At 41.3% G+C, this 22,737-nt stretch carries 17 protein-coding genes; 10 read left to right on the top strand and 7 right to left on the bottom strand.

Going from position 1 to position 22,737, the window contains the following annotated elements; translation table 11 throughout:
• Positions 1 to 43: 43 nt before the first annotated feature.
• From radA to HLH14_RS07050, 3 genes are all read left to right on the top strand, one after another.
• Positions 44 to 1,432: a DNA repair protein RadA gene (gene radA, locus HLH14_RS07060; RefSeq protein WP_067724836.1), complete on the top strand. Its 1,389-nt coding sequence runs from the start codon at positions 44 to 46 to the stop codon at positions 1,430 to 1,432.
• A 115-nt stretch (positions 1,433 to 1,547) separates the two neighbouring features.
• Complete coding sequence (locus HLH14_RS07055) at positions 1,548 to 2,522, top strand: Tim44 domain-containing protein (protein ID WP_067724834.1); 975 nt, start codon at positions 1,548 to 1,550, stop codon at positions 2,520 to 2,522.
• A gap of 313 nt (positions 2,523 to 2,835) precedes the next feature.
• The gene (locus tag HLH14_RS07050) at positions 2,836 to 3,345 is read left to right on the top strand and encodes a tetratricopeptide repeat protein (protein ID WP_067724832.1); all 510 of its coding nucleotides are present in this window, start codon (positions 2,836 to 2,838) and stop codon (positions 3,343 to 3,345) included.
• A gap of 86 nt (positions 3,346 to 3,431) precedes the next feature.
• Here the strand turns inward: HLH14_RS07050 and HLH14_RS07045 are convergent, their stop codons facing one another.
• Complete coding sequence (locus HLH14_RS07045) at positions 3,432 to 4,007, bottom strand: hypothetical protein (protein ID WP_067724211.1); 576 nt, start codon at positions 4,005 to 4,007, stop codon at positions 3,432 to 3,434.
• Between the two features lie 140 nt (positions 4,008 to 4,147).
• Positions 4,148 to 4,654 (bottom strand): cysteine peptidase family C39 domain-containing protein, encoded by a 507-nt coding sequence (locus HLH14_RS07040; RefSeq protein WP_067724212.1) that lies wholly within the window; start codon positions 4,652 to 4,654, stop codon positions 4,148 to 4,150.
• Positions 4,655 to 4,890: 236 nt separating this feature from the next.
• Here HLH14_RS07040 and ahcY point away from each other — a divergent pair, with 236 nt between their 5' ends.
• The 6 genes from ahcY (at position 4,891) to HLH14_RS07010 (ending at position 14,776) form a co-directional block, all read left to right on the top strand.
• Positions 4,891 to 6,273, top strand: a complete 1,383-nt coding sequence (gene ahcY / locus HLH14_RS07035; RefSeq protein ID WP_067724213.1) for an adenosylhomocysteinase — start codon at positions 4,891 to 4,893, stop codon at positions 6,271 to 6,273.
• A 140-nt stretch (positions 6,274 to 6,413) separates the two neighbouring features.
• A complete protein-coding gene (gene metF / locus HLH14_RS07030) occupies positions 6,414 to 7,250 on the top strand; it encodes a methylenetetrahydrofolate reductase [NAD(P)H] (RefSeq protein WP_067724214.1) in 837 nt (278 codons plus the stop codon).
• 30 nt (positions 7,251 to 7,280) lie between these two features.
• The gene (locus HLH14_RS07025; RefSeq protein ID WP_067724215.1) at positions 7,281 to 7,997 is read left to right on the top strand and encodes a 16S rRNA (uracil(1498)-N(3))-methyltransferase; all 717 of its coding nucleotides are present in this window, start codon (positions 7,281 to 7,283) and stop codon (positions 7,995 to 7,997) included.
• A gap of 171 nt (positions 7,998 to 8,168) precedes the next feature.
• Positions 8,169 to 11,030 carry a bifunctional diguanylate cyclase/phosphodiesterase gene (locus HLH14_RS07020; RefSeq protein ID WP_067724216.1) on the top strand — a complete coding sequence of 954 codons (2,862 nt, stop codon included), beginning with the start codon at positions 8,169 to 8,171 and terminating at the stop codon, positions 11,028 to 11,030.
• 149 nt (positions 11,031 to 11,179) lie between these two features.
• Positions 11,180 to 13,453 (top strand): NADP-dependent malic enzyme, encoded by a 2,274-nt coding sequence (locus HLH14_RS07015; protein WP_067724217.1) that lies wholly within the window; start codon positions 11,180 to 11,182, stop codon positions 13,451 to 13,453.
• A gap of 87 nt (positions 13,454 to 13,540) precedes the next feature.
• On the top strand, positions 13,541 to 14,776 hold the full coding sequence (locus HLH14_RS07010; RefSeq protein WP_067724218.1) for a multifunctional CCA addition/repair protein: 1,236 nt from the start codon (positions 13,541 to 13,543) through the stop codon (positions 14,774 to 14,776).
• A gap of 149 nt (positions 14,777 to 14,925) precedes the next feature.
• Here HLH14_RS07010 and epmA read toward each other — a convergent pair whose 3' ends face one another.
• The 5 genes from epmA to HLH14_RS06985 form a co-directional block, all read right to left on the bottom strand.
• Complete coding sequence (gene epmA / locus HLH14_RS07005) at positions 14,926 to 15,912, bottom strand: EF-P lysine aminoacylase EpmA (RefSeq protein WP_067724249.1); 987 nt, start codon at positions 15,910 to 15,912, stop codon at positions 14,926 to 14,928.
• A 2-nt stretch (positions 15,913 to 15,914) separates the two neighbouring features.
• Positions 15,915 to 16,982: a 4-phosphoerythronate dehydrogenase gene (locus HLH14_RS07000; protein ID WP_067724219.1), complete on the bottom strand. Its 1,068-nt coding sequence runs from the start codon at positions 16,980 to 16,982 to the stop codon at positions 15,915 to 15,917.
• Between the two features lie 234 nt (positions 16,983 to 17,216).
• Positions 17,217 to 18,446: a CaiB/BaiF CoA transferase family protein gene (locus tag HLH14_RS06995; RefSeq protein WP_067724220.1), complete on the bottom strand. Its 1,230-nt coding sequence runs from the start codon at positions 18,444 to 18,446 to the stop codon at positions 17,217 to 17,219.
• A gap of 42 nt (positions 18,447 to 18,488) precedes the next feature.
• Entirely contained in the window at positions 18,489 to 19,895 is a 1,407-nt protein-coding gene (locus HLH14_RS06990) for an MFS transporter (protein ID WP_067724221.1), read from the bottom strand.
• 236 nt (positions 19,896 to 20,131) lie between these two features.
• A complete protein-coding gene (locus HLH14_RS06985) occupies positions 20,132 to 21,355 on the bottom strand; it encodes an acyl-CoA dehydrogenase (protein WP_067724222.1) in 1,224 nt (407 codons plus the stop codon).
• A 248-nt stretch (positions 21,356 to 21,603) separates the two neighbouring features.
• On the opposite strand from HLH14_RS06985, the gene HLH14_RS06980 reads away from it, so the two are divergent.
• Entirely contained in the window at positions 21,604 to 22,566 is a 963-nt protein-coding gene (locus HLH14_RS06980; protein ID WP_067724223.1) for a LysR substrate-binding domain-containing protein, read from the top strand.
• The last annotated feature ends 171 nt before the right edge of the window (positions 22,567 to 22,737 follow it).

Below are 22,737 nucleotides of genomic sequence, written 5' to 3'. Positions count from 1 at the left end.
TACATTTCTCATCAATCTTCTTATTTATATAGATAACACTCCAATGAGCAAAGTCAAAACTGTGTACCGTTGCGAACAATGTGGAACTGACCATCCTAAATGGGCAGGTCAATGTACAGATTGCGGCGAATGGAATAGTCTGACTGAAGTCCGTGTTGAGCCAACCGTGTCCCATCGTGCACAACCGAAAATAGGCGGATATGCAGGTCAAGCGGCAAATATTACCACCTTAAATAAAGTTTCCGTTTCACATGAATCACGCTTAGCGACTGGCATTAGTGAATTTGACCGTGTTCTAGGTGGCGGATTGGTGACGGGTTCTGTGGTGCTGATTGGCGGTGACCCCGGGATTGGTAAATCCACGATTCTTTTACAAACCGCGACCCACATGGCATCTGCAAAAAGCTCTGCGCTTTATGTCACCGGTGAGGAATCGCTTTCGCAAGTGGCGTTACGTGCCCATCGTTTGGAATTACCAACTGACCATCTTCAAGTCATGGCAGAAACCTGTGTAGAACGGATTTGTGAAGTCTTGGCACAAGTACGTCCTGCTGTGGCGATTCTCGATTCGATTCAAACGCTGTATACAGAAACCTTGCAATCTGCACCCGGTGGTGTTTCCCAAATTCGTGAATCTGCCGCATTACTGACCCGTTTTGCTAAAAATAGTGGCACATCATTATTTCTTGTGGGGCACGTGACCAAAGAAGGTGCTTTAGCGGGTCCGCGTGTTTTAGAACACATGGTCGATTGCGTTTTGTATTTTGAAGGGCAATCTGACTCACGTTATCGCATGATTCGTGCGGTAAAAAACCGTTTTGGTGCAGTCAATGAATTGGGCGTGTTTGGCATGACCGAGAAAGGCTTGCGTGAAGTTTCCAATCCATCCGCTATTTTCTTAAGTCGTTATGATGAAGCCATCCCCGGTTCTATCGTGATGATTAGCCGCGAAGGCACTCGCCCACTGTTGGTTGAAGTCCAAGCTTTGGTGGATGATGCCCATGGTCAACCGCGTCGTGTAGCCTTAGGTTTAGATCAAAACCGATTGAATATGCTACTTGCGGTGATGCATCGTCATGGTGGCGTACAAACTGCAGGACAAGATGTTTATGTCAATGTCGTCGGTGGTTTAAAAATTACCGAAACAGGTTCTGACCTTGCGGTTTTACTGGCCTGTGCTTCAAGCTTGCGCGGTAAAGCATTACCTCAGCAACTGGCTGTGTTTGGCGAAGTGGGGCTATCGGGTGAAATTCGCCCTGTACCGAATGGTCAGGAACGTTTAAAAGAAGCGGTTAAGCATGGTTTTAAATACATTATTCTGCCTAGAGGCAATGCCCCACAAAAACCAATCCCTAATGTTCAGATTATTTCAGTGGCACGCTTACATGAAGCATTAAGCGAAGCCATGAGCTTAAGTGAAGAATTGGCTTAGGCTTAGACATATGAAAGATTATGTAAAAAAAACACCAATTTGATATTGAAATTCGGTGCAAATGACTGCATAACTATAGGGCTATAATTTACTTTTTTTATTTAGGAAAAATTCGATGGAAGTTCGACAGCGTGGTTTGATGGCAGGTCTTTTAATGGCAGCTTTGGTGGTCGCACCAATGGCTGAAGCGAAACGTGCAGGTGGTGGTAAAAGCCATGGTATGAGTCGTTCTGCTGCTCCAACCCAGTCTTACCAACAACCGCGTCAAGCTACTCCTGCCCCACAACCGACTACCGCACCTGCTCAGAAATCGGGTTCTGGCGTAGGTAAAATGGTTGCTGCTGGTGTTGCTGGTGCTGCGATTGGTGCAGTTGCGGCGAATGCAATGGCGGATGACAAACCTGCTGCAAGCGGTGCTGATGCTACAGCACAACAGCAGCAAGAAGAAAAAGGCGGACTTCCAAGCTGGATCTGGATTCTTCTAGCAGCTGCAGTCGCATTCTTCTTGTTCCGTAAATTCGGGGCAAAAAAAAAACTAGCCGCTAACAATCCTTATGCACCAAACAATGCTGGAAATACAGCACCGTTTGGTCAACAAAATGCAGCACCACGTACGTCAAATGACAACAGCAATATTTTTGGTCAGTCAGTAGGTGGTTCTGCAGGTGCAGCAACTCAAGCTCCATTTGGTAGTGCTTCAACCAGCAATGGTAATCAATTGCCAGATGGTACTGAACCTGCTGCATTCTTGCGTGTTGCCCGTCAGCGCTTTAACCATATTCAGTCTATGAATACAGCAAGTAACATTGCTGAAATTCAACGTTATTTAACGCCTGATCTTTATCAGTCTATGTATAACGACATTATGACCAACCAAGATCAAGACGTTGCTGAATTCTCCAACCTCAATGCGATGGTGGTCGATTCTGCAAATGAAAATGGTCAATATGTGGTGAGCGTTCGTTTCACGGGTACAGTAAGCGAAGATTTAAACAGCTTACCGCAACCTTTTGCAGAAGTTTGGCATTTCACCAAACCTGCAGGTTCTAACCAAGACTGGTTGGTTGCCGGTATTCAACAAGAGGCTTAAGGTCTTTTGAGCTAAAAACAGCGACTTCGGTCGCTGTTTTTTATGAATTCTATAAAAGCAGATTAGATTCAAATCTTCTATAAACAGTCTCTAAGCTTATCATATTTAGCTACTCTGCTTTATTTGTTGGCTTATTTTTGAGTTATTTTGAATAAAAGATTAAGAAGGTTACAATTGCAACGGCGATTATTTTGGTCGCGAGCACTATCCTTTACCTTATCTAAAATTGAAAAGTGTAAAAAGCCAATCTTCAGATTGGCTTTTTTGTACCAAACATTTAGGCTATAGCAATTATGCGCTCTGGATTTTTTTAATGTCTGATCTCCCTATTTCTACCGAACTTTTCAACCGTGCGATGGCAGGCAATCGTGATGCACAATTTGAGCTTGCTGAAATTTATATGCAAAGTGAAAATGATGAGCATGTTGCACTTGCTGAAGAATGGGCACTCAAAGCCGCTCAACTGGGTCATGTTGAGGCTATGTACTGGCTAGGTGAAGGTTATGCATTTTATGCAAAAGACATGTTGGAAGAAGATCCGGAGGAAGCAAAAACCTATTTTGAACATGCTTACCGCTGGTTAGAACAAGCAGCGAAACATAAACATCCTGCTGCTATTTTAGAGTTATCGAATTTTTATCGTCGTGGCGATGTAGTGGAAAAAGATGTGACCAAGTCGGTTGAATTGGTCAAGCAAGCCGCCGAACTGGGTGAAGTTCAAGCCATGCGTGATTTAGCCTGCATTTATGAACACGGTTTAGGTGTAGATGTGGATGATGAAAAAGCCGATTATTGGCATGATAGAGCTCAATCTGCTGAGTAACTAAAAAAGCCTATCGATCGATGGGCTTTATTTTTCATATATTCGACTTTAATGATGAAAAAAATTTAGTTTTGACTTAATTCTGATTATATTTTACTGACAATTTTTTCAATTTTGGGTTTGATATATTCCAAAAGTTCTAAATACTTTTCTAAATCTCTTACTCTCATTATACTATAATTACTTAAGTCTGATTCAAACGGCTTATTAATCAACGCTTTCGTTCTACTGAGATCCCGATACTTATAACTATCTCTATTCGCTTCTACTCTCATCTTTTTAGCTTCAATAAAATCATGAGACAAAAATAGAATATATTTATCCTTAATTATTTTAGGGATAGAATGTGCAATTAAATTTCTTAAAAATAAATTCATATTTAATTTCTGCAATAATAAAACTATGTCATCATCAAAATATTTAATAATTTCAATATTTAACAATAGTTGTGCTAGTGGAAGCGTTTTTATTTCATTTTTATATGTTTTTATTCCTTCATAGGCTACTAACCTTTTAATCTCATACTCTAACTCGTTAAATTTAATCAAAATATCTATAAGCAAAATTTTTTCAGAATTTGGCAGTGTACTTGAAAGTAGTTCACTCCAATTTTCTTCAGTAAAATTATCTACTTTTAATGTAGTGTCATATAAATCATCCATATTCATTCCCTAATTTTTAGTATCCATTAAGTACCTTATACATACCGAAATCCAAATCATCAATTCCATAAAGTTCAAAATTCGAAAGATTTAAATTCTTCAAATTGAACTTTATTTAATGACTGAATTTATAAAAAACTCTAATTATCGACAACAATCACTTGTCGACAAATTCCGTCTACTCGACGTTGCTGCTCAAAAACTAAAGCAGGTATCGCATCAAAACTGTCAAAGAAACAGATTTCATCCGCATTTACATCATAAACAAGTGAGTGATTACCCACATCTTCTAATGTGTCGTAATAGACAATCACAAATTTATTTTGATCAAATGCTTGCTGGATTTGCTGATAATTTAACGCAGGCAGAATAGGTAAACCCAGTTGCTCTGCTTCTTGATAACTGAGTTTTTCACTCTCCTGAAGATCAGGGTCATGATCGGTATAAAACTGAACATTAAAACCAAACTTTTTCAATCCAACAGCTAGACCGATGGTTGTGGTGCCATTTTCAGCATCATATCCACATACATCTACCAGCTGCTGAATATCAGCATCGATACCTAAATGTTGCAGCAACATCCATACCGCAAAAATTCCGCCATTTGCTTCTAGATTCGCTAATTCTTCAGGCATTTCTAAAGCCATAATTTTCATCCAAAATATGATTGTGCTGATAATAATCAATTCTCGATTGGAACAAAATCATTTTCCAAGTACAATAGCCCGCTAGTCGAGGGATGCTGCGACTTTTTCACAGGCATATAAATGTGAAATCGCTAGGCTCGACGATTCGGTCAAAACTTCTATGAAATACTGGTTTTGATCAAAAACGGCATCCGCGAACATAACGATCCAATCTATTTTTTCTCTAGGAGATCCTGATGAACGCGGTTAATGCTTCATTTACAGATTATAAAGTTGCCGATATTTCACTTGCTGATTACGGCCGTAAAGAAATCAAACTTGCTGAAGCAGAAATGCCAGCGCTAATGGGTTTGCGTAAACGCTACTCAGCAGCAAAACCACTTGCAGGCGCGAAAATTCTCGGCTGTATTCATATGACCATTCAAACTGCAGTTTTAATTGAAACTCTGGTTGAATTGGGTGCTGAAGTTCGCTGGACTTCATGTAACATTTTCTCTACTCAAGACCACGCTGCTGCTGCAATTGCTGCGCGCGGTATTCCTGTTTTCGCTTGGAAAGGCGAAACTGAAGAAGAATACATGTGGTGTCTTGAACAACAAATCAATGTAAATGGCACGCCTTGGGATGCCAACATGATTCTTGATGATGGCGGTGACTTGACTGCTGTTGTTCATGAAAAATATCCTGAACTGATTGCTAAAATCCACGGTGTGACTGAAGAAACCACCACTGGTGTGCAACGTCTTTATGAAATGTTACGTGACGGTACTTTGAAAGTTCCAGCAATCAACGTAAACGATTCAGTAACTAAATCTAAAAACGACAACAAATATGGTTGCCGCCACTCTCTTAACGATGCAATCAAACGCGGTACTGACATGTTGATGTCTGGTCGTCGTGCACTTGTAATTGGTTACGGTGACGTAGGTAAAGGTTCTGCTCAATCACTTCGTCAAGAAGGCATGATTGTTCGCGTAACTGAAGTCGATCCAATCTGTGCGATGCAAGCATGCATGGACGGTTACGAAGTTGTATCTCCATACAAAAATGGCGTGCAAACAGGTAAGAAAGAAGACATCAACCTTGATCTTCTTCAAAATACTGACCTGATCGTAACGACTACGGGTAACTACCACGTATGTGACTCTGCAATGTTAGATACATTAAAAGCAGGTTCAGTGGTATGTAATATCGGTCACTTTGACACTGAAATTGATACCAACTACTTGCGTGGTTACAAATGGGTTGAAGTTAAACCTCAAGTACATCAGGTTTATCGTTCAGAAGATGAAAGCAACTATTTGATTCTTCTTTCTGAAGGTCGTTTGGTTAACCTTGGTAATGCAACGGGTCACCCATCACGCATTATGGACGGTTCATTTGCCAACCAAGTATTGGGTCAAATGCATTTGTTCGCTGAAAAATTTGCTGATCTTCCTGAAGAGCAAAAACAAGCTGCAATTCGTGTAGAACTTCTTCCTAAGAAATTGGATGAAGAAGTTGCTGCTGCAATGGTTGCTGGTTTTGGTGGTGTCTTGACTCAATTAACTCAAGAACAAGCAGACTACTTAGGCGTTCAAGTTGAAGGTCCATTCAAATCTGAGACTTATAAATACTAAGTTTGACCTCTCCTAACCTCTCCTAAAAGGAGAGGAACTTTCTCAATTTAATTCGAATTGAGGTCCTCCTTCTCCCTCTGGGAGAAGTTCGGGATGAGGGCAATAAAAAACAAAAGTATTGATAAAAAAGGATTTGAAAAATGACCAAACGTGTCCCAATTTCGTTTGAATTTTTTCCGACCAAGACTGATGTTGGTGCGGAAAAACTTCGTGTTGTTCATAAAGAATTACAACTACTAAATCCTGAGTTTTTCTCTGTAACTTATGGTGCTGGTGGTTCTACGCGTGAACGCACACTCGCTGCAATCAATGACTTTAATGGCAAAGGCACACCTGTAGCCCCTCACCTGTCTTGTATTGGTGATGACAAAGCACGTATTGCCGAGTTGCTTGATTTGTACAAATCAAAAGGCATCAACCGTATTGTTGCGCTTCGTGGTGACTTGCCTTCTGGTCAGGTGGGCTTGGGCGAATTGCCTTATGCACAAGATCTGGTTCGTTTTATCCGTGAACATTCAGGTGATCACTTCATTATTGAAGTCGCAGCGTATCCTGAAATGCACCCACAAGCAGAAAGCTTTGATCAAGATATTCAACACTTTATCGAAAAAGCCAATGCCGGTGCCAATGCAGCTTTAACACAGTTCTTCTTTAATCCAGATGCGTATTTCTACTTTGTAGATCGTATTCAAAAGGAAGGCGTGAACATTCCTGTGGCTCCGGGCATTATGCCGATTACCAATGCAAGCAACCTGATTCGCTTCGCAGATGGTACAGGTGCTGAAATCCCGCGATGGATTCGCAAGCAATTAGCCACTTATGGTGATGACACTGCTTCAATCAAGGCTTTTGGTCATGAAGTTGTAGTGAAATTGTGTGAACGTCTGCTTGCAGGCGGTGCGCCAAGCTTGCATTTCTATACCATGAACACCACAGATCCAACACGTCAACTCGTGACTGATCTCGGTTTAGCTTAATTTTTTTATCTGATTTGTGAGTAATACTGAATGCCGCGTTTTTATATTGAGGCTGATTTGGCTGTTGATATGAATGTTGAATTAACCGAAACGGTTTTTCATCATTGGGTGAAAGTATTACGCGCACAAGTCGGTGAAAAAGCCACTTTGTTCAATGGACAAGGTGGTGAATATGACGTGACGCTTGTTGAAGTTTCAAAAAAATCAGCGAGCGTTTCTGTCGACACATTCAACCCTGATGATCGTACACCTGCATTCACAGCTTTACTTGGTCAAGTGATGAGTAAAGGTGATCGCATGGATTATGCCATTCAAAAAGCAGTTGAACTGGGTGTTTCAAAAATCCAGCTTCTCACTTCTGAACGTTGCGAGATGCGCCTTAAGTATGATCGTGATCAAAAGAAAATTGATCACTGGCAAGGCATCGCCATCGCTGCTTGTGAACAATGCGGGATGAATAAAGTCCCTGAAGTTTTAGCACCGATTTCTTTACCAGACTGGTTAGCCAGTGAACTGCCTACTACAAAATTAGTGCTTGCACCCAATAAAGATCAAGTCGATGTTTTAGCCAATGCCACACCTGATATTGCACTTTTAATTGGTCCAGAAGGTGGACTCAGCGAAGCTGAAATACAATTATCCAACGATGCTGGATTTATTAATTGGTGTATTGGCAATCGCGTTTTACGCACTGAAACTGCCCCAATCGTTGCTTTATCTATTTTAAATTATAAAGTAACTGTATAGTTCATCTGATTTTAGATAAATAGTACCTGATTCGATTGATTTTTCTCAATAACATTATTAATCTTGATTTCAAGATACAAATGTATATTTAAAATACAGTTTAGTTTTTTTAAACACGATCAATATTTAGAAAGCAATTTATCGCAAAACAAAAATAAGGTTTCTGCTTTTATGTCAGATATTCAAGACGAGTATGTTAAACAGCATGTGAGTGCTGCTCAAATTACCAATACGATTCGACTCAGTCGATTCTTTCTCGTCAGTATTCTGATCGTTTCCTTATATGTTTATTGCATTTACCAATTTTATTTTACAAAACCCTCTTTCTATTTCAATCTTTGGTTTATTGCGACCGAACTGTTGAGTTGCCTAAGTTTACTCATCATTAGTATCTATTTTAAGCCCCATAATTTCGCACTCAATCACGCACATCGCTGGCTGCAATTCCAATGTTTGGCAATTGGAAGCTGTATTGCTATTGGTATTGGTCTGATTTACTACTATCTGCCGCAATATAACCCTAATTTCAGCGATGTGAATGCTTTAATCCTCTCAGCGTTATTACTGATTGTAAGCCAGGCCTTTGCCCTGACTTTCTTAACCCAACGTCTAAATTATTTTTGTCTGGCCTTTATTCCAGCCATTTTTCCTTATCTTGCCTCACAGTTTATTACAACAGAAACCTCTAATTATTTATTTTATTTAACGATCAATTTCACTCTTATTGTCATTTTACTGTGTGCCAACTCTACGACGCGTATTCATAAACGCATTTCAGCACTGTATTCGAAAAATAATCGCTTGGTTAAAAATGCCGAACAACAGGTTCTCTGGACAGATGAGTTATGTCAGCAATTACAAACTGAAATTAATAAATCCAAAGATATCGAATTACAACTTCAATTGAACAATCAATTGCTTGAACAAAAAGTCAAAGAGCGAACTTTTGATATTGCTAAAATGAATGCTGATCTGGAAAATCAGCAACAAAATCTGATGTTAGCACATGGCGTTGCGGGACTTCGACCTTGGGACTGGAATATCAAAGATCGGGAAATTTTAGTTACCGATTCTAAGCATCAAAAGACTTTAAAACCTTCAAAACAGCATCATAATCAGCTGCAAAGCATCATTCATCCCGATGATCTCGAACACTTCCAAACCTCGATGAAGCAAAATTTACGCGGCCAAACCGATCAGTATGAAGCCACTTATCGAATTCAACATACTAATGGCAAATGGAAATGGGTCCATGATATTGGTAGAGTCATTACGCGTGACCCGAACAATAATAAGCCTCTGCGTATGGTCGGGATTCGTCGTGACATCCATCAAGAACGTACCGATCAGGAACGCTTAAAACTTGCAGCAAGTGTGCTTCAACAAGCTGCTGAAGGGATTTTCATTCTTGATGAACAACTTTGCTATATCGACGTCAATCCATTCTATGAACAATTGACGGGTTTCACCCATGACCAAATTATTGGCAAACATTTATTTGATATCACTTCAAATTATAAGCCACAACAAAGAAACAGCCATTCTTCCATCATCAATCAACTCGATAAAATGGGTGAGTTTGATGGTGAGCTCAATGAAAAATTTCTTTCTGGTAAAGAACTTACAGTCTGGATGCGGATTAATGCCATTATTGATGAAAAAAATCGTGTCACACACTATATTGGTATCGTTTCTGATTTAACTGAACGTAAGCTGCAAGAACAACGTCTGTCTTATTTGGAAAATTACGATCCACTAACCGACCTGCCGAATCGCTTTTATTACAACTATCAATTACATCAATATCTAGTCAGTCAAAAGGATTCGATTAAACAGCTCGCTGTGATTCGTCTGAATATCGATCGTTTTAGACCTTTGAATGAATTTCTGAGCAATAGCGGTGGCGATGAACTGTTACGCCAAGTGGCGCAAAGACTACGACTCACCAATGCTGAAGCATTATTGGTCGCCCATCTAAATGGTGATGACTTTGCCATTGTCTATGAAATCTCGCATATTCGCCCATCGGTTCAGCATCATTGTGAACGGATGAGTAAGGCATTTTCCTTACCCTTTAACATTTTTGGTCAGGACCATATTATTACTCTATCTATGGGGATTGCTTTCTATCCAGAAAATGGCCGCCAACTGGATTATCTGAATAATTGTGCCGAGCAGGCATTAATCGAAGCAAAAAGCTTAGGTGGCAATACCATCCGTTTTTACTCCAATAAAAATACCGCCTTACTTGAGCAAGGGATTTATCTGGAACGCGATTTACGACTCGCGATTAACAACAATGAACTGATTGTTTACTATCAGCCAAAAATTAATTTTAGCGACCAAGAAATTTATGGTTTTGAAGCTTTGGTTCGCTGGAATCACCCAAGCAAAGGCATTATTCCACCAAATTTGTTCATTCCCCTTGCAGAGCAAACCAGTTTGATCTCGGATATTGGCAGAATTGTTATACAACAAACCGCTAAACAAATTAGGAATTGGAATGATTTAGGCTTTAATAATATATGTGTCTCGGTCAATGTGGTCGCACAGCAATTACAACGTGGACAATTACTCGAAGACCTCGATCATGCCATTCAGACCTACAAAATTTCAGGCTCGAGCCTAGAGCTTGAAATTACCGAATCATCACTGCTTGAGAACTCGGTTACGGTTAAAAATCTGCTCGATGAAATCAAGAAACGTAAGATTAATATCTCCCTGGATGATTTTGGAACAGGTTACTCTTCCCTCTCTTATCTTGCTGATTTTCCGATTGATATATTAAAAATTGACCGCAGCTTTATCTCCAGAATTGGGCAAAACAAACAAGAAGCCATTGTCAGTGCCATGATCGCCATGGGCAAAGCCATGGGCATGGTCGTGGTTGCAGAAGGCATTGAAACCGAGGAACAGCTTCAATACTTACAAGATCTGGAATGTGACATTGCTCAAGGCTTCCTGTTTTCAAAACCTTTACCCGAAAGTGAAGCAACTACCTTCCTGGAACAACATCGACTTATACCTTCTTAATATAAGTCGATACGCCTAAATATCAGTTTGCTTGAAAATGGCATATTCGCGACTGTGCTAAGGCCGCAACAAATGTTATATTCAATTAAATTAAGCAAAAAATCACCACCAGCTCGGGCTGGGCAACTCAAGCAACAATAGAGATACAGATGGACGATCAATCATTAAAACAGCAAGCTTTGTACTACCACGAATATCCAACACCAGGGAAAATCAGTGTTACGCCAAGTAAACAGCTGGTCAACCAACATGACCTAGCGCTTGCTTACTCTCCGGGTGTCGCAGCACCATGTTTAGAGATTGAACGCGACCCATCAACTGCAGCACTTTACACTGCACGTGGCAACCTTGTTGCAGTTGTAACCAATGGTACTGCAGTTTTAGGTCTGGGTAACATCGGTCCTTTAGCTTCTAAACCGGTTATGGAAGGTAAAGGCGTACTGTTTAAAAAATTCGCGGGTGTAGATGTATTTGACCTCGAGATTGCTGAAAACGATCCAGACAAAATTGTGGACATCGTGGCTGCATTAGAACCTACTTTTGGTGGTATTAACCTTGAAGATATCAAGGCACCGGAATGTTTCTATATTGAGAAAAAACTTCGTGAGCGCATGAATATTCCTGTGTTCCATGATGATCAACATGGTACGTCTATCATTGTGGGTTCAGCTTTACTCAATGCTTTACAATTGACTGGCAAAAAAATTGAAGAGATTAAAATTGTCGCTTCAGGTGCCGGTGCAGCTGCATTGTCTTGTCTAGATTTGCTTTGTGCTTTAGGTGCAAACAAACAGAACATTACCGTTGCCGATTCACGCGGTCTGCTTACGACTAAACGTGACAATTTGGATGAATCGAAAAAACGTTATGTTCAAGATATTGAAGGCACTCAATTAGCAGACGTTATTGCTGGTGCGGATATGTTCTTGGGACTTTCAGCGGCAGGCATTTTGACCAAAGAAATGGTTAAAGTGATGGCTGAAAATCCAATCATTTTTGCTTTGGCAAACCCGGATCCAGAAATTTTACCTGAACATGCACATGAAGTTCGTCCTGACGTAATTATGGCGACTGGTCGTTCGGATTATCCAAATCAGGTAAACAATGCGCTTTGCTTCCCGTATATCTTCCGTGGTGCTTTAGACGTTGGCGCAACCACCATTAACGAAGAAATGAAAATTGCCTGCGTACATGCGATTGCACGTATGGCACACATTGAAGCAGATGCAGCATCTTATGGTGAAAAATCTGCATCATTTGGTCGTGATTACCTTATTCCACGCCCACTTGATCAACGTTTAATTCTTGAAATTGCCCCTGCTGTTGCACAAGCTGCAATGGATTCTGGTGTGGCGACTCGTCCGATCGAAGATTTCTCTGCATATCGTCAAAAATTGTCTGAGTTTGTATACAACTCTGCATTTATGATGAAACCGATCTTTGCCCAAGCAAAAACAGCGCCTAAACGCATTGCATATGCGGAAGGTGAAGATCTTCGTGTGCTTCGTGCAGTTCAAATTGCGGTAGATGAAGGTTTAGCGTTTCCGATTCTTGTTGGTCGTACTTCTGTCATTGAAGCAAACATCAAAAAATTGGGCTTGCGTCTTGAACATGGCGTGAACATTGAAATTGTGGATCAAGAGAAAAATCCAGATTACGAATTTTTTGCGGATGATTACTATCAAATCATGCAGCGTAAAGGCGTAACACCTGAATACGCACATCGTGAAGCACGTCGTCGCTCTACCCTGATTGCTGCAATGTTAGTGAAACACGGTCATGCAGACGGTATGCTTTGTGGTACATATTCAAGCTATGACATTCACTTAGATTTCGTGAAAAACGTGATTGGCTTAAAAGAAGGTCGTAGCACATTCTTTACTCTAAATGCGTTAATGCTTCAAGATCGCAACTTGTTCATTGCCGATACTTATGTGAATACCAATCCAACGGCTGAACAATTGGCTGAAATGACCATTTTGGCGGCTGAAGAAGTGCGTCGTTTTGGTGTGACTCCACGTATTGCGTTGTTATCGCATTCAAGCTTTGGTTCTGACCAGACTGATGCAAGTGCACAAAAAATGCGTAAAGTATTTGAAATTTTAAGTGAAATTGCACCTGAGCTTGAAGTCGAAGGTGAAATGCACGGTGATGCTGCACTTGATGAAAATATTCGTCATTTCGCATTTCCGAACTCACGTTTCAAAGGTTCTGCAAACTTACTCATCATGCCAAACCTTGATGCAGCAAACATTTCATTTAACCTGTTAAAAGCGACTTCAGGCAACAATGTAACGATTGGCCCAATTCTGTTGGGTGCTGCGAAACCTGTTCATATCTTGACACCGACTGCAACAACACGTCGTGTGGTAAATATGACAGCATTGACCGTTGCTGAAATCCAACAGTCACAAGAAGGCTAGTATTCAACTTTAGCAAAAAGCTAAGGTTATTTACTTGAGAAAACCTCTATTCTGTAGCATGATTGCTTGAAGAATAGAGGTTTTTTCATGCGAGTTTATTTAGTAGGCGGTGCAGTACGTGATCACTTACTCGGTCACCCCTATCACGAAAAAGATTATGTGGTTGTTGGTGCAACACCTGAACAACTCCTTGCTCAGGGCTATCAGCCGGTAGGCAAAGATTTCCCTGTTTTCCTGCATCCCCAAACAAAAGAAGAATATGCTTTAGCCCGTACCGAGCGTAAATCCGGTCAGGGTTATCATGGCTTTGAATTTTATACAGATACCAGTGTAACCCTTGAAGAGGATCTGATCCGTCGTGACCTGACCATTAATGCGATGGCGATGGATGAAGATGGTAACGTATACGACCCTTATAACGGTCAGCAAGATTTAACCGATCGAATATTACGTCATGTATCCAATGCTTTTGTCGAAGATCCGCTACGCGTTTTACGCATTGCACGATTTGCAGCGCGTTATAAATCACTTGGGTTCACGGTGGCATCTGAAACTTTGGCACTGATGCAACAGTTAGCGGAATCGGGTGAATTACAGGCATTAACGCCTGAGCGGGTATGGAAAGAAACCTCTCGTGCCTTGATGGAAAATCATGCCGATGAATATTTCGAAACGCTACGTCGCTGTGGCGCTTTAAAAGTCCTGTTCCCTGAATTAGATGTGTTGTACGGCATTCCACAACGTCCTGAATATCATCCGGAAATTGATTGTGGCATTCACACCATGATGTCGCTACAACAAGCCTGTAAAGCCAATTATTCACTCGATGTACGCTTTGCCGTTCTGGTTCATGATTTAGGAAAAGCCCTCACACCGGCAGATGAATTACCGCGTCATATCATGCATGAAGAACGTGGTGTCAAACCGGTCACCGAAGTATGTGATCGCCTTAAAGTGCCGACCAATACCAAGCAACTTGCCATTGCGGTATGTAAAGAACATTTAAAATGTCATCAAGCCTTAAGCTTAAAACCTGGGACTTTATGGCGCTTATTGCAACGTCTAGATGTATTACGTCGCCCTGAACGTGTTGAAGCTTATGTTCAAGCCTGTGAATGTGATTCACGTGGCCGCCTTGGTCTGGAAGATCGTGAATATCCGCAATCGCAATATGTACTAGATGCAATGGAAGTGGTTCGTGGCATTAAAGCGCAGGATTTACCACCCGATATTAGTGGTCCTGATATTGGGGAAATGTTGATTCAACGGCGTATTCAAGCGCTTGAAGAATTAAAAGCCCGGCAGATTATTGCTGCTGTATAGCTCATAAAAAAGCTTCTCGTTTGAGAAGCTTTTTCTTTTAATCCCTCCTACCCCCCCTTTTTAAAGGGAGGGAAAAGTTCCTCATTTTTTTAAAGGTGAGTAGCACTGCTACGTAAGGGAGGGATTTATAGGATTTTTTAGAAATACAATTAAGAAACATCCGCAGGGAAAGTAATCACGTTTTCCAGTTTCATCTGTTCAGTCGCGACCATCAATAAACGATCAATCCCTAAAGCGATGCCTGAACATTCAGTCATATGTGGTAAAGCCGCCAGTAGATATTCATCAATCGGCATCACATGCAAGCCGAGCTTTTCACGCTCAAGATTATCGGCTTCAAAACGGGAACGTAATACTGCAGCATCAATCAGTTCATCATAGGCATTTGCCAATTCCAAGCCTTCAATATAAAGCTCAAAACGTGCTGCGACCTGTTCCCCATCTTCATCGACTTTAACTTTGGCGAGCGACGCCATTTCAGGTGGGAAATCGGTTAAAAATACCGGTGTATCAAACCCCAAACTCGGTTCAACCATATGTGAAAATAACAGGTCGATATAACCCAATCGGTCATCCCCCAAATCCAGATTTAAACCGACACGGTTACAGCAGTCTTTGAGCTGTTTTAAACTGGCTTGCAATGGATTGAGATCCAGACGATCCATAAAGGCATGTTTATAACTCAAAATAGTAGGACGAACTTCGCCAAAACGATGTGCCAAGGTCACATTGAGCAAATCTGTGACTTCAAACATCAATTCTTTCAAGCTTAAATTGGGGCGGTACCATTCCAGCATGGTGAATTCACTATTGTGTTTTCGCCCATGCTCATCATCACGAAAGACTTTGCAAATTTGGTAAATTGGACCACTACCACTGGCCAGCAATCGCTTCATGGCAAATTCAGGTGAAGTTTGTAAATAATGGGTTTGTTTACGACCACCGCGATGACGCTGAGCCTGAACTGAGGCTAAATGTACATCGGTGACACCTGCTTGTGACAATATTGGCGTTTCGACTTCAAGCACCTCACGTTCAGCAAAAAACTGACGGATTTGTGCATACATTTTGGCACGGGCTTTTAATGCTTTGATATCGCAGGTCGGTTGATAATTGACGGTTTCTGTATTTGCCATACTCATGCTTTCGGGCCTCCGTGTGCTGCCCATTCACGGCGTAAGGGATAGGTTTTACGTAAATAATCAAAGGCTTTTTGATCCACTTTGCCCTCTTTTAAGCAGGCACGCAGGTTGGCATCGTCACGTGCAATATCATAAATATGAGCAAGATGCTGTTTCAGTACCGACTTTAAATCTTGATCTTGAAAATATTGCTCACAGACCGGTAATTGAGTTTCAAATTTTTTATCTGCAATAAAATTAAAGGTTTTACAAAAAGCATCGTAAATCATTTGCGTGCCACGTGCTTTGCCTTCCAGACTATAGCCCGCAATATGCGGTGTCACCAAATGAATCAGATTTAACAGTTGTTCTGAAATTTCAGGTTCATGTTCAAACACATCTAAAACCACTTGGCGCTTGGTCTTTTCAATATCGGCAATCAGGGCCGCTTCCTCGACCACTGGACCACGTGCTGAATTAATTAAGATCGCTTCAGGTTTCATTTGCGCCAAAGCATCCGCATTGATCAAATGAAAAGTTGGATGATTCCCTGTTTTGGTTAAGGGTACATGCGTGGAAAGGGCATCTGCTGTTTTTAATAATTCTGCTAATTCAACTTGCTGGATCTGTTCACGATTCACAAAAGGATCATGACCAATCACATTCCAACCTAACAATTTAGCCATATAAGCCAAACGTGAACCGACATTGCCTAAACCAATAATACCGAGGGTGAATTGTTCATTTTTATCAATTAAATTGGGTTGTAAATATAACAGTGCGGTGATCACATATTCAGCCACCGCCTGCGCATTACAGCCTGCCGCATTTGACCAGGCAATATTGTGTTTATCTAAAGCTACAATATCTAAATGGTCAGTACCAATGGTAGCACTACCGACAAATTTTAATTTTGTCTCTTGAATCAGTTGTTCATTTACTTGGGTCACAGAACGAACCAGCAAGGCTTCAGCATCCTGTACATCCGCATGGGTTAAAGTCCGCCCCGCTGCTTGCTGAATTTCTCCAAAATCTGCAAAGAAATATTCGGTAAAGGCCAGATTTTCATCTGCAACGATTTTCATAGTGCGTTCCAATGACATGAAGACCGCTATGATAACGCTTAGCGACAAATCTGACTATGCACCTTAGCTATAGAGCTGATTCTTTAAGCTATATGGAAGAATATTCAAATTTTAATAGCTTTGCTGCTAAGTAAGCCCTAACCCAAAATACAATCTCCCCCTCCAAAAAAAGACCGAATTCTGTAAAAAACTCGGTCAAACAAGAGCAACCAAAATAATAATCAATAACGCTAACTAAGCAACTTTTCCATCAATAATCCCTTGGGCCTTTAAAGCTCTTAATTCATCTGGGCTTTTAAACTGCGATAAAACTTTTTCGGTATGTTCACCTAATTGTGGCGCAGCATGCCTATATTCAACTGGAGTATCAGATAGTTTAATCGGTGAACCAATCATTTTAAATTGATCATTCAACGGATGTGCAACATCCACCACCATGTCACGAAATTGAATTTGTGGCTCATTCAGTGCATCTTCAATTGAGTTAATCACCCCAACCGGCACTTTAACTGCATGAATTGCAGTGACCCATTCTTGGGCATTTTTAGCCAAGAAATATTCAGACAATAAAGGAATCAGTTCATCACGATGTTTAACGCGATCCTGATTACGTTGAAATTTTCTATCTTCCAATAATTCGGGTAAACCAATGGCAATACACAAATCTTTAAACTGCTTGTCATTGCCACAGGCAATAATAAATTCTTTATCTTTGGCCTTAAAGGTTTGATACGGCACAATATTCGGATGATTATTTCCCATACGCTTTGGTGCAATACCGGAAGTTAAATAATTCATGCCCTGATTGGCCAGTGTAGCCACCTGTACGTCCAATAAGGATAAATCGATATATTGACCACGACCAGTGTGTTGGCGTGCCAATAAAGCGGCTTGAATAGCAACGGTTGCATATAACCCCGTTTGAATATCGACCACTGCCACACCGACTTTTTGCGCACCGCCACCCGGTAACTCATCCTTTTCACCGGTGATACTCATCAATCCCGACATGCCTTGAATGATAAAGTCATAACCTGGTTCTTCTGCACGCGGTCCAGTTTGACCAAATCCGGTAATGGAGCAATACACCAAGTTCGGATTAAGTTGATTTAAAGACGCATAATCTAAACCGTATTTTTCCAATGAACCGGCTTTATAGTTTTCAATTACTACATCGGCCGTTTTGGCAATTTCCCGAATCAGTTGCTGCCCTTGTTCACTTGCAATATCTATCGCGACTGAATATTTGTTGCGGTTGGCACATTGGTAATAACCCGATTCGCGGGTTGCAGTGCCCTGATTATCCAGCATCCACGGTGGTCCCCACATACGGGTGTCATCCCCCACTTTTGGACGTTCAATTTTAATTACTTCTGCACCTAGGTCTGCCAAAATCTGCCCACACCATGGACCTGCCAGTACACGGCTTAAATCCAGTACCCGAATTCCTTGTAATGCACCCATGTTCTACTCCAAAGCCAGCCGAGAATCTGCTGGCTATTTTTATTATTTAGCAGTAAGCGTTGTGTCTGTTGTTGTCACGGTACTCGGTGTTTTCTCTTCTGTATCAGTTGCCGTCACTAATGAAGACTGCTGTGGATCATACTGACGTTCACGGATAAAGAAGCCTGGAATCACACCGGCAATAAAGTAAGCAGTACCCATCACAATAAATGCCATGGTGAATGAACCGCCTGCAGCAATAATCCCGATGGTGGCTGGTGCAATCGCAGCGCCTAAACGTCCCATGTTATAAGCACCGCCAATGGCTGTACCACGTACATCGGTCGAGAAGGTTTCCGCCATATAGGTTGCATTTACACCGTATGGAATTCCATAAAGGAAACCAAAGGTAATCAATAAATAAGCGATATTGTCGGGTGTATTGAAGAAGATAATCACGGGTAAAAATGCTGCTGTCGTGACGGTACCAAAGACAAAAGTTGCACGACGACCCAATTTATCTGCGGCATAGCCGGCAATAATTTTACCTAGAATCATCGCTGTATATGCACCAACCATATAGCCTGTTAAAGCTTTAAAGTTCATATTCAGTTCAGTTTCTAAATAGGTTGGCATCCAGTTATTTACACCGTAATAGCCAAACTGTAAAAAGGCAGCGGTACTCATCCACAACAAGAACATTTTGCGGTGCTGGGTATGCCCAAAAATACGTTTATACACACTTTCAGAAGGAGCTTTTGCAGTGATTGCTTCAGCTGTAGGCTCAATTTTCAATTCTTTACGTTTAAATTGTTCTATTTTTGCTTCCTGCCAAGATGCAGGCTCAGGTACAAAACGCATGAAAATAAGTGCAAATGCAGCTGGAATAATGGTCACATAAAACAACATACGCCAACCATGATCAGGAATAATTGCCCCTGCTAACAAAGTCGCTACGATATAACCGACGGTTTGACCTGTCTGCAATGTGCCTAAAACGGTTGTACGATACTTGGTAGGAACATATTCCGCCATGAGCGTATTACACGCCATATATAGCGAACCCAAACCAAATGCACCTATAAAGCGCAGAATCATGAATTGCTCATAACTTTGAGTAAAACCCAAAATACAGGTCATGATTGAAAAGAAAACCACAGACCAGGCAATGGTTTTGACACGACCAAATTTATCACATGCCCATCCGCCCGTAATTCCACCAAGCGCCATTCCTGCAAGTGATGAACTTCCCAGCATACCCGCTTGAAATGAAGTTAAGCCAAATTCAGCTTTTAAACTGGTTAAGCTGAATGACAACAGCATGATGTCAACACCATCAATCACCAGTGAAATAAATGCAAAAACAAATGCAATTTTCCAGGTATTTTTATGAATACGATGCGCTGTGCCTACATTGGATGGCAATTTTCTGCTGAGCGTTCCTGCTCCAGCCTGTATATCATTATTCATTTCTATATCCCTCATTTTCCCAAATGAGTCATCGGCAGTCCTATTCTTTCTCTACATTTGCCTGAGGTTCTTTATTGTTTTTCTATCATTCCGTTTGAACTTTAAGCTTAAAAATGCACAGATTTACAAGAATGTTTCACGATGAATCCTTTAATTAAAGTTAATTATTGATTTTTTTTTGAGACAAAACGTCTCCAGGATGCCCACGAATGAACATCCTGAATTGAAGAACTAAATTAGTTACCGAATGCGGCGATACCGGTTTGTGCACGTCCTAAAATCAAGGCATGCACATCATGGGTACCTTCATAGGTATTCACCACTTCCAGATTGACCAGATGACGTGCCACACCAAACTCATCACTGATGCCGTTTCCACCCAGCATGTCACGTGCCAAACGTGCAATATCCAGGGCCTTACCACAGTTGTTGCGTTTGATCAGTGAAGTTCCTTCAACCGAAGCAATGCCTTCATCTTTCATGCGGCCAAAACGGAGTGCGACTTGCAACCCCAAGGCAATTTCAGTTTGCATATCCGCCAGTTTCTTTTGAATCAGCTGGTTTGCTGCCAACGGACGACCAAACTGCTTGCGGTCCATGGTGTATTGATGGGCTGTATGCCAGCAGAATTCTGCGGCTCCCATTGCACCCCAGGCAATACCATAACGTGCGCTGTTGAGACAGGTAAATGGACCACGCAAGCCGCGAATTTCCGGGAAGGCATTTTCTTCTGGAACAAAAACATTGTCCATCACGATTTCACCGGTAATTGAGGCACGCAAACCGACCTTGCCGTGGATCGCAGGGGCTGAAAGCCCTTCCCAGCCTTTTTCCAGAATAAAGCCGCGGATCTCCCCGACATTGCCTTCTTTCGATACTTCTTTGGCCCAGACCACAAAGACATCGGCAATCGGGCTGTTGGTAATCCACATTTTTGCACCAGATAAACGATAACCACCCTCTACCTTTTTGGCCCGGCTAATCATGCTGCCTGGATCGGAACCATGATCCGGTTCAGTCAAGCCGAAGCAGCCGATGTATTCACCTGTGGCCAGTTTAGGCAAGTATTTCTGTTTCTGTTCTTCAGAACCAAACTCATTGATCGGTACCATCACCAGCGAGCTTTGCACACTGGCCATGGAACGGTAGCCTGAATCGACATATTCAATTTCACGGGCCACCAGGCCATAGCTGACATAATTTAACCCTGCACCGCCGTATTGTTCAGGAATCGTCGGACCAAGCAGACCCAACTCACCCATCTCACGAAAAATGGAAGCATCGGTCTGTTCATGACGGAACTGTTCAAGTACACGAGGCAACAATTTGTCCTGGCAATAGGCATGTGCAGAATCGCGAATCATGCGCTCTTCTTCAGTTAATTGCTGTTCGATTAAAAACGGGTCTTGCCAGTTAAATTGAACTTTTGCTGTTTTTTTCATATTGATCATTTGATTCATCGCTTCCTCTGCTCGATATCATGTTCTATTTATCTGACTCGATGCTATGGCGGAAAAATGATTCTTTCAAACGATAAATTTGCATGCAGATATACCATTTACGCATATCTTATTTTAACCAGATAGATAACAATGGATTTAGCGACTGTATTTATCAGGCATTGTTTGTTTTTTAGACTAAAGTTGAATAGGTTTCGCATCTTCATATGCCATTTTAAAATATCTGGTTCAGATAAAAGGATTTATCTATGCGTCGTCACATCCCATCTTTACAAAGTTTATTGTGTTTTGAATCTGCGGCTAAACATGCCAGTTATACGCATGCCTCACAAGAACTGTGTATTACCCAAAGTGCGGTGTCGCGGCAAATTCAGCAACTCGAAGAATTTCTTAAACTTGAATTGTTCACCCGTACCCGGCATGGGGTCGAACTCACCCTTGCAGGACAGCAGTATTACAGCCTGATCAAACCCTATTTATTGGGTCTGGAGCAAAGCACTTTAGATATTATGGCGCACAAAGGTCTAGGGGGAACTCTAAAATTAGGCGTGGTGCCTACTTTTGCAACCTGCTGGCTGCTCCCCAAATTGCACCGCTTTAATGAAATTTATCCTGAAATTACCGTGCATTTGGAAACCAGCACCAAACCCTTTCTCTTTAATGAAACGATATTTGATGCCGCCATATATGCCGGAACACCACAACAAATTGCACACTGGCCAGGTGTACAAACCCATTACCTAATGAAAGAAGACCTGATTGCTGTTTGCTCCCCGCAGCTTATTTTAAAAAATTTTCCAGATGCACAAATGATCAATGAATATAGTTATGATTTAAGTCCTGAACAGCTCATCCAGCTTCCACTGTTACAACAAACCACCCGCCCGACCATTTGGCATGAATGGTTTAAAACCCATCAAATATTTCATCCGAAGTCTTATGATGGTCATCGGCATGAACTGTTCTCCATGTTGGCGGTTGCAGCCAAGCAATCCATGGGCATGGCGCTCATACCACAAATACTGATTAACCCAGAATTACACAACAAAGAATTAGTTATTGCATCAAGTAAAAAACTGGAAGGAAGCCGTTCTTATTATTTAGTACATTCTAGTCAAGAATCCTCTCCGCTGATCCAAAAATTTATCGATTGGATTCAACAAGAATTGCTGCTTTCATCCACTCAAAATGATAGAAATATAGAAGAATAAAACGACTCATCTCTATGCTTTTTTAGTTCAGCTGAGATATCTATGATGAATTGATAGCAGGATTCTTCAGTGTTTACTTTTAATCATAATAAAATATGTATTTGCACTGCGTGAAACAATCTTCCCTTCTGCAATCATTCGCAAATCTTAATAATCAATTCTCACTAAGTA

The sequence above is a fragment of the Acinetobacter terrae genome (assembly GCF_013004375.1).
Lineage (GTDB): Bacteria > Pseudomonadota > Gammaproteobacteria > Pseudomonadales > Moraxellaceae > Acinetobacter > Acinetobacter terrae.
The sequence above is the reverse complement of the archived record's forward strand: the minus strand, read 5'-3'. Positions and strand labels throughout refer to the sequence as shown.

Coding starts and splice junctions, on each gene's coding strand:
- metF (WP_067724214.1), top strand. CDS start 6,414: ATGACCAAACGTGTCCCAATTTCGTTTGAATTTTTTCCGACCAAGACT.
- ahcY (WP_067724213.1), top strand. CDS start 4,891: ATGAACGCGGTTAATGCTTCATTTACAGATTATAAAGTTGCCGATATT.
- HLH14_RS07055 (WP_067724834.1), top strand. CDS start 1,548: ATGGAAGTTCGACAGCGTGGTTTGATGGCAGGTCTTTTAATGGCAGCT.
- HLH14_RS07040 (WP_067724212.1), bottom strand. CDS start 4,654: ATGGCTTTAGAAATGCCTGAAGAATTAGCGAATCTAGAAGCAAATGGC.
- HLH14_RS07025 (WP_067724215.1), top strand. CDS start 7,281: ATGCCGCGTTTTTATATTGAGGCTGATTTGGCTGTTGATATGAATGTT.
- HLH14_RS06990 (WP_067724221.1), bottom strand. CDS start 19,895: ATGAATAATGATATACAGGCTGGAGCAGGAACGCTCAGCAGAAAATTG.
- HLH14_RS07020 (WP_067724216.1), top strand. CDS start 8,169: ATGTCAGATATTCAAGACGAGTATGTTAAACAGCATGTGAGTGCTGCT.
- HLH14_RS06985 (WP_067724222.1), bottom strand. CDS start 21,355: ATGAATCAAATGATCAATATGAAAAAAACAGCAAAAGTTCAATTTAAC.
- epmA (WP_067724249.1), bottom strand. CDS start 15,912: ATGGCAAATACAGAAACCGTCAATTATCAACCGACCTGCGATATCAAA.
- radA (WP_067724836.1), top strand. CDS start 44: ATGAGCAAAGTCAAAACTGTGTACCGTTGCGAACAATGTGGAACTGAC.
- HLH14_RS06980 (WP_067724223.1), top strand. CDS start 21,604: ATGCGTCGTCACATCCCATCTTTACAAAGTTTATTGTGTTTTGAATCT.
- HLH14_RS06995 (WP_067724220.1), bottom strand. CDS start 18,446: ATGGGTGCATTACAAGGAATTCGGGTACTGGATTTAAGCCGTGTACTG.
- HLH14_RS07050 (WP_067724832.1), top strand. CDS start 2,836: ATGTCTGATCTCCCTATTTCTACCGAACTTTTCAACCGTGCGATGGCA.
- HLH14_RS07000 (WP_067724219.1), bottom strand. CDS start 16,982: ATGAAAATCGTTGCAGATGAAAATCTGGCCTTTACCGAATATTTCTTT.
- HLH14_RS07015 (WP_067724217.1), top strand. CDS start 11,180: ATGGACGATCAATCATTAAAACAGCAAGCTTTGTACTACCACGAATAT.
- HLH14_RS07045 (WP_067724211.1), bottom strand. CDS start 4,007: ATGGATGATTTATATGACACTACATTAAAAGTAGATAATTTTACTGAA.
- HLH14_RS07010 (WP_067724218.1), top strand. CDS start 13,541: ATGCGAGTTTATTTAGTAGGCGGTGCAGTACGTGATCACTTACTCGGT.